This window comes from Saccharopolyspora terrae (assembly GCF_004348435.1).
Taxonomy (GTDB): Bacteria; Actinomycetota; Actinomycetes; order Mycobacteriales; family Pseudonocardiaceae; genus Saccharopolyspora; species Saccharopolyspora endophytica.
The window spans coordinates 1-6807 of the sequence record NZ_SMKS01000122.1; the positions used below are offsets into that span (position 1 = coordinate 1).

The window sequence follows — 6807 nt, forward strand, 5'->3', positions numbered from 1 at the left end:
TACGGTGATACATGGACGGGTCTTTCTGTCCGGCGGACGAGTTGGTCGCACTTCTCATCCTGCCGTCGAAAGACCCGTCCCCATCCTCAGGCCCTGCCAGCCGACACCAACGTCACGACCCGCAACAGCTAGCTTTCGTCTCATGATTACCGGGACGGCGTTGAGCCTTGCACGGATTGGTTACCCGGTAGAAGGCTGACCTCTCCGCGGGCCTCGCGCCCATCCCCCTCTCGTTCGGGAGGGGGTGATCTTCTCCTACCCGTCTGACGACGGCGGACGAGCGCGTCGACATCAACTCAGCCCGCGTTCCTCCACGACTGAGCACCGCAGTCCACTGAGGAGAGATCTGTGAGCGTCACGTTCAACCACACCATCATCGCCGCGAAGGACCGCGAGGAATCCGCGCGGTTCTACCGGGAGCTCTTCGAGGTTCCGCAAGCCCCGTCGTGGGGCGTGTTCACCAACGTCCAGCTCGACGGAGGCGTGCTGCTGCAATTCGCCGAACCGCCGGTGGAGATCCAGATGCAGCACTACGCGTTCCTGGTCGACGACGACCTCTTCGACCGCGCCTACGCGCGCATCCAGGAGCGCGACATCGACCACTGGGCCGATCCGCACGGCGCCGAACCGGGCCGGATCAACCACAACCACGGAGGTCGCGGCGTCTACTTCACAGACCCCGCCGGCCACGGCCTGGAGATGATCACGACGCCGTACCTGTGAATTCGAGCGGGCGCGGATTCATCGCGAATTCGAGCGGGCGCGGATTCATCGCGAATTCGCGCCCGTCGCCCTCACGCGAACCGGGCGAAACCGGTCGCGCGTTCGGTGATGGTGACCGGAGTGCCGGATTCGGCCATGGGGCGAAGACCCTCGCGAACCGCGTCGTCGGGATGGCCGTGGACGTCGAAGCGCTCCACCTCGCAGTGCTCCATCACGCCGCGGATGTAGGGGTCGGAGAGCCGCCAGTGCTCCCGGATCGCATCCGAGTCGCGGTAGAGCTGGTAGCTGTAGGCCAGCATCCGCTCCTCGTCGATGAACACGTCCACCATCAGCTGCGGACCATGCTCCTCGACGAACTCCACCGCCTTGCGCACCGCGTCCTTGAACTCGTCGAGATGCCCATCGGCGATCCGCATCGTGTTCCGGAACAGGATCGGACCTTCATCGGGTTTCAACATGCGACGAGTGTCGAACCTCGACTTAACTGGAGGTCAAGCCCGCACTGAGCCCAGGCGGGCGCGAGTCAACGGGGCTTCGGTCCGGCGCGAGGACGGTTCAGCCCATCGGAGCCAGCAACCCGGGCGCGATCAGCAGGACCACGCCGGCACCGGTCAAGACCGCGCCGAGCGCGGAGCTGACGATCTCCGCTCGGGGGAGCACCTTCTCCATCGCGATCACCGCGGCGAGAACGGCCATCCACACCAGGTTCATCGCACCGACGGCGAGCAGGACCACCATCAGCGCCCAGCAGCAGCCGAGGCAGTACCCGCCGTGGTGCACGCCGACCCGCAGCGCCCCCAGCCTGCCCCGGACCACCGCGTCGCCGTGCTTGACCACGAGCGCCAGCGGTGATCGGCATCGGACCAGGCACCAGCGCTTCAACGGGCTGAACTCGTACGCCCCGGCCACCAGGAGCACGACAGCACCGACCCGCACCGACGCAGCGCTGTGGCCGATCGCGTCGAACCCGCGCAGGACCGACCACGCGACAACGCCCGCCGCGGTCCAGACGAGCAGGTACCCGAGGGTCAAGGGCGGCAGCACTCCGCGTCTCCGCCGCACTCGCACCAGCCTGGACACCCCGATCGTGAACGGCGTGATCGCAGGCAACATCATCGCGGCCATCATCACGACCCAGACACCCAGGAACAGGGCGAAGGGCGCCGGTCCGCCCGACATCATCTCGGCCGACCCCATGCCGGTGAGCAGCCCCATCCGCATCTCGGGCATGCCGAGGACCCCGCTGAGCAGCCAGGAGATCCCCGCCAACGCCAGCAGAACCGCGGCCAGCACCACCTCCACCCCGGACCAGGACCGCAGCGAAGGGATGCCGCGCGCCTGCGCCGTGCCGGTCATGCCGCGTCCGGCCCGGACCAGTCGAACGGGATGTACTTGCTGGAGTAGCCAGAGCGGTCCCAGCTGAAGCCGAACGCGTCGGCCCGGTCAGCGGTGGCCTTGCCCCAGACAGCCGCTCCGTGCCCCGGTCCGACTTCCGATCCCGGCAGGTTGTGCACCTCCACACGCGCGCCTTCGGGGCTGGCGGGACCGGTGAGCGCCTCGACGGTCGCCTCAGCCCTGCCGGGAATGCGGACGCTCCAGGTGGCCAGATCATCGGCGATGGACGCTTCGATCGCGCTGTACTCCATGCCGACGATCTCGGGGCCGAAGATCTCGCCGAACTGCTTCGGCCAACCTCCTGCCTCTCCGCCGAAGATCTTCTGCAGCGCCGCGCGCTGCGATTCGTCCGCTCGCTCGTCGATGAAGATGGCCGCACGGGCGTCGCTGTGCTCACCGCTCCACACGTTGCCGACGAACGAGCCGAGCATCGCGACGTTGAGCCCATCCAGCGCGGTGTCTCCGTAGCTGCCTTCACGGATGTGCCACAGCAGGACACCGTTGCAGTCGCCGTAGGTCGGCGGCTGCGCGAAGGAGCACGGGCATGGAATCGCGCACTTGCACGCGTCGAACCAGCCCCCGACGACGTGCCACTGCGGGGTGCTTGGAGTAGCCATGGCGACCTCCAGAACGTCGCAGACCTCGAGTCCAGTGTCGGCGCGCTTCGCGGCACGAAACACGGACGAAAGACCCGACGAATCCGCTACCAGGCGCAGCTCGAGATCGGACCGGTGGCGACTACCTCTGATGCTGGCGGGCCAGATGATCACGGAGCCGGGCGTGGCGGAATTGGTAGACCGCGCCAGATTGACGTAAAACTCCCCGGCCGTAGGCGTCTTCTAGGAAGTCTTTCGTGCGCCATGGCAGGCGGCCGGTCAGAGGGAGCCACAGGCGCGTGAACAGCAGCCAATTTCCCCACGCAGAGAGCACCAGGCGGAACATTCCGGCGATGAGCCCAGCCGTGCCCCGACAAGGGCAGGTTCAGGCCAGCTCGAAGCGCCACTTTTTGCGAACGTGAGACCAACCGCCAGGCCCACAACGAGCACGGTTACAGCCGTGCGGACAAGCGTGACTGTTCGGTCTGTGGCGAGGAGTTGCCACGGATGGATCGTGTCGCCGGGATCGTGGTTTTCACCGAGAGTCGAGACAGCGACATTCGCGAGACCGATAACGATCCCGAACGCTAAACCAATCGAAACGCCACCGAAAACGTTAGATGACATGTGAACCCATTCCGATCCCGAGCGCGCCTCCGAACGCAGCACCAGTTCCAAGCCCGGCCAAAAATTCGGATACCGATTTCGCAGTGGCGGGCGCGGTTGGGATCACACTCTGGCTGAGCGGCTTCCCGTGACCCGGCGCTGCGGCGAGGATCGTGTAGGGCGTCCGTGTAAACGCTCAGGAGATTTTCCTCGATAGACTCCCGAGCCGGAAAGCGATGTGAGTCGAGGAGCTCGGCTGGGTCGTGGGCCGCGGTGTCGTTGTAGGTGGTGCGGGCGAGCATGACGCGGGAGGGGATCTGCGATTCGCCAATTCTCCTCTTCCCGCCTGCTGAGCATTCTCACTTGATCGGCGAGCTGCCGGGCGAGAACGGCTTGCGGACCGCCTTCATCCGGCGCGGTGGACGACTGCCGGAACACGACATCGCCGTGCACCGAACCGACTTGGAACGCAGTTCCGTCCACCGAGCCGCTGATCTGATTACGGGGCCTTTCATCCTCCGTCACGACGATCAGTGTGCCGCAAGACACCCATCACCCGTTCCGGCGACGACCCAGCCACCACAATTCCGAGCCGACTCGGCCGCGATCAGAAGTCGTAGACGACTGTCACCGGGGCGTGGTCGGACCAGCGCTTGTCGTAGCTGGGTGCGCGCTCGACGACCGCCGTGCTCGCGCGCTCGGCAAGTCCAGGGGTCGCGACCTGGTAATCGATCCTCCAACCCGAGTCGTTGTCGAAGGCCTTGCCTCGGTAGGACCACCACGAGTACGGGCCGGGGCCTTCGGGGTGGAGGTTGCGGACGACGTCGGTGTAGCCGGACTCGAAGACCTCGGTCAGCCACGCCCGCTCCTCCGGGAGGAAACCGGCGGACTTCTGGTTGGCCTTCCAGTTCTTCAGGTCGACCTCGCGGTGGGCGATGTTCCAGTCGCCGCAAACCACGACCTCGCGGCCGGTGGAGGCAGCGCGCTCGCGGAGTCCGGCGAGGTGTTCGCCGAACTCCTTCATGAAGCGCTCCTTCTCGTCCTGGCGCGGAGTGCCGACCTCACCGCTGGGCAGGTAGAGGCTGGCGATCGTGATGCCCGGGAGGTCGATCTCCAGGTAGCGGCCGCTGTCGTCGAACTCCGCCGAGCCGAAGCCGATGCGGACGGCCTCCGGTTCGGTGCGGCTGTAGATCGCCACTCCCGCGCGACCCTTGGCCGAGCTCGGGGCGAGCGCCGTGCTCCAGCCGGCCGGTTCGCGCACCTCCGCGGTGAGCTGGTCGGGTTCGGCGCGGGTCTCCTGCATGCAGATCACGTCCGCACCGGTCTCCGCGAGCCACTCGACGAATCCCTTCTTCGCGGCGGCGCGCAAACCATTTACATTCACCGTTGACAAAGTCAGCACATCGACGAGCCTATCGAGTGCTTTTCAGCAGATGGACCGCCCCGCACGAGTGATTTCCACCGCTGATCGACCCCGCAGACGGATTTCGAGCGGATTTCAACGCTCCGCAATCCGCTGATTTCACCCCGTTGACCTGCGCAAGATCGTCCGAACCGGGGAAGCCACTGGACCTGCGGCGGTATTCCACTACTATCCCCTCCCGTAACGTTCAACCACTTCGTGTCGACAGTGGGACGTAGAACGCCCTAAAACCCCTGCAGGAGGTCTCGCGTGGCCCCGGACAGCGCCACGGGAAGCGGCCCCACGGCCCGCCGTCTCGTGTTGGGCAGCCAGCTGCGCAGGTTGCGCGAGTCCAAGCAGATCTCCCGCGAGGACGCCGGGTACGCCATCCGCGGTTCGGGTTCGAAGATCAGCCGCTTGGAGCTCGGCCGCGTCGGCTTCAAGGAACGCGACGTCGCCGACCTGCTGAGCCTGTACGGAGTGGACGACCAGTCCGAGCGCGAGTCCTTTTTGGACCTGGTGCGCCGGTCCAACGAGCCGGGCTGGTGGAACCGCTACAACGACCTGATCGCGCCGTGGTTCCAGGACTTCGTCGGCCTGGAGGAGTCCGCTTCCCGGATCCAGACCTACGAGCTCCAGTTCGTCCCGGGCCTGCTGCAGACCGAGCGCTACGCTCGAGCCGTCGCCACCCAGGGACGCCCCGAGACCGAGGACGAAGAGGTCGACCGCCGGGTCCGGCTGCGGATGCAGCGGCAGCGGATGTTCTCCCAGCCCAAGTCGCCGCGCGTGTGGGCCGTGATCGACGAGTCCGTCCTGCACCGGCCGATCGGCGGCAAGAGCGTGATGCGCGAGCAGATCGAGTCCCTCCTGGACTCCACGAAGCTGCCCACGGTCACCCTGCAGGTGCTGCCCTTCTCGCTCGGGCGCTCCGCTGCCGAAGGCGCCTACACGATCTTGCGGTTCGCCGAGCCGGAGATCCCGGACATCGTCTACCTGGAACACCTCTGCGGCGCGTTGTACCTGGACAAAGCCGAGGAAGTCGAGACCTACAGCAAGGTCAGCCATCGGCTCGCGGTCGACGCGCTGACCCCGGAGGGTTCCCGCAAGCTGATGCAGGAACGTCTCCGGGAACTCTGAGCCCAATCGGGAATTTCCCAGTTTTCTCGCCCGTTCGGGCGATCAAGGACGACTGTTCGCCACGCCCACGGCACCGAGTGCCGCCGTGGGCGTTACATCTGACGGTGTGATCACGCTCTCAGCGCCCTGCACGTGCATTCAATCGTGCATCTGCAACTGATACCTTCTCTGCACGATCAACTGCACGTGCAGATGATCCGTGCAAGATGAGAGTCGGGGAAGGGTGGGGTTCGGATGACGAACATCCAGAACGGCATGCCCGCGAAGCAGCTTCCCAACGCTGACTGGCGCAAGAGCCGCCACAGCGGAGCGGTGGGTAACTGCGTGGAGCTGGCACCGTTGGTCGACGGTGGGGTTGCTGTCAGAAACTCGCGCTACCCGGAGGGCCCGGCACTGGTCTACAGCAGGGACGAGATCGCAGCGTTCCTCAATGGAGCAAAGGACGGCGAGTTCGACGATCTGATCGTCTGAACTGGTCGCCACATGGTCTGAGCCCCTACGACGAACAACGGTGGCGCCATGAACGACATAACCAACGGCCTGCAAGCCCTGGTCGCCCGCGACTTCCAGTTCACGCATCCCCGAGATGCCAGCGGAAGCCTGGTCGCCGTGGTCGGAATCCGCGTGCATCACGGGGTTTTCGACATCCTGCAGCTCTTCGGTGAGAACGACGCCGACGCGGCGCGCATCCCCGCGGACGAGCCCGACGTCCTGTTCCCCAGCCGAGTGCTGTGGCGAACCAACGGACCCGCCCTCGACGTGATCAACGAGCTCCTGCACATGCCGGAACCGCTGCTGGAAACCGGCGCGGAGGGCAACGGCTGCTGGATCCCCACGCACGCCGGCCGCTCCAAGTGGCTCGCCGTCACGGCCTGAACCGGGTTCCCAGCCGGGTCTGATTCGTCGTGGGCGCGCCCCACCCCGGGCCTGACCCCGCTGCCGAAACCC

General features: G+C 66.0%; 8 protein-coding genes. 4 read left to right on the top strand and 4 right to left on the bottom strand.

What is annotated here, in order from left to right:
- Positions 1–348 precede the first annotated feature (348 nt).
- Positions 349–723: a VOC family protein gene (locus E1181_RS30670; RefSeq protein WP_132679902.1), complete on the top strand. Its 375-nt coding sequence runs from the start codon at positions 349–351 to the stop codon at positions 721–723.
- Positions 724–794: 71 nt separating this feature from the next.
- Here the strand turns inward: E1181_RS30670 and E1181_RS30675 are convergent, their stop codons facing one another.
- The 4 genes from E1181_RS30675 to E1181_RS30695 form a co-directional block, all read right to left on the bottom strand.
- Complete coding sequence (locus E1181_RS30675) at positions 795–1181, bottom strand: hypothetical protein (RefSeq protein ID WP_132679903.1); 387 nt, start codon at positions 1179–1181, stop codon at positions 795–797.
- Between the two features lie 97 nt (positions 1182–1278).
- The gene (locus tag E1181_RS30680; RefSeq protein ID WP_132679904.1) at positions 1279–2079 is read right to left on the bottom strand and encodes a DUF2182 domain-containing protein; all 801 of its coding nucleotides are present in this window, start codon (positions 2077–2079) and stop codon (positions 1279–1281) included.
- Positions 2076–2735, bottom strand: a complete 660-nt coding sequence (locus E1181_RS30685; protein WP_132679905.1) for a DUF1326 domain-containing protein — start codon at positions 2733–2735, stop codon at positions 2076–2078. Before E1181_RS30685 ends, E1181_RS30680 begins: the two co-directional genes overlap by 4 nt.
- 1192 nt (positions 2736–3927) lie before the next feature.
- The gene (locus E1181_RS30695; RefSeq protein WP_132679906.1) at positions 3928–4722 is read right to left on the bottom strand and encodes an exodeoxyribonuclease III; all 795 of its coding nucleotides are present in this window, start codon (positions 4720–4722) and stop codon (positions 3928–3930) included.
- A gap of 270 nt (positions 4723–4992) precedes the next feature.
- On the opposite strand from E1181_RS30695, the gene E1181_RS30700 reads away from it, so the two are divergent.
- From E1181_RS30700 to E1181_RS30710, 3 genes are all read left to right on the top strand, one after another.
- Positions 4993–5859, top strand: a complete 867-nt coding sequence (locus E1181_RS30700) for a helix-turn-helix domain-containing protein (RefSeq protein ID WP_132679907.1) — start codon at positions 4993–4995, stop codon at positions 5857–5859.
- Positions 5860–6093: 234 nt separating this feature from the next.
- Entirely contained in the window at positions 6094–6330 is a 237-nt protein-coding gene (locus E1181_RS30705; protein WP_093413953.1) for a DUF397 domain-containing protein, read from the top strand.
- Positions 6331–6378: 48 nt separating this feature from the next.
- Positions 6379–6735: a hypothetical protein gene (locus E1181_RS30710; RefSeq protein ID WP_132679908.1), complete on the top strand. Its 357-nt coding sequence runs from the start codon at positions 6379–6381 to the stop codon at positions 6733–6735.
- The last annotated feature ends 72 nt before the right edge of the window (positions 6736–6807 follow it).

Bases quoted from the DNA above. Each gene is read 5' to 3' on its own strand.
- E1181_RS30705 (WP_093413953.1), top strand. From the start codon at position 6,094: ATGACGAACATCCAGAACGGCATGCCCGCGAAGCAGCTTCCCAACGCT.
- E1181_RS30680 (WP_132679904.1), bottom strand. From the start codon at position 2,079: ATGACCGGCACGGCGCAGGCGCGCGGCATCCCTTCGCTGCGGTCCTGG.
- E1181_RS30685 (WP_132679905.1), bottom strand. From the start codon at position 2,735: ATGGCTACTCCAAGCACCCCGCAGTGGCACGTCGTCGGGGGCTGGTTC.
- E1181_RS30675 (WP_132679903.1), bottom strand. From the start codon at position 1,181: ATGTTGAAACCCGATGAAGGTCCGATCCTGTTCCGGAACACGATGCGG.
- E1181_RS30710 (WP_132679908.1), top strand. From the start codon at position 6,379: ATGAACGACATAACCAACGGCCTGCAAGCCCTGGTCGCCCGCGACTTC.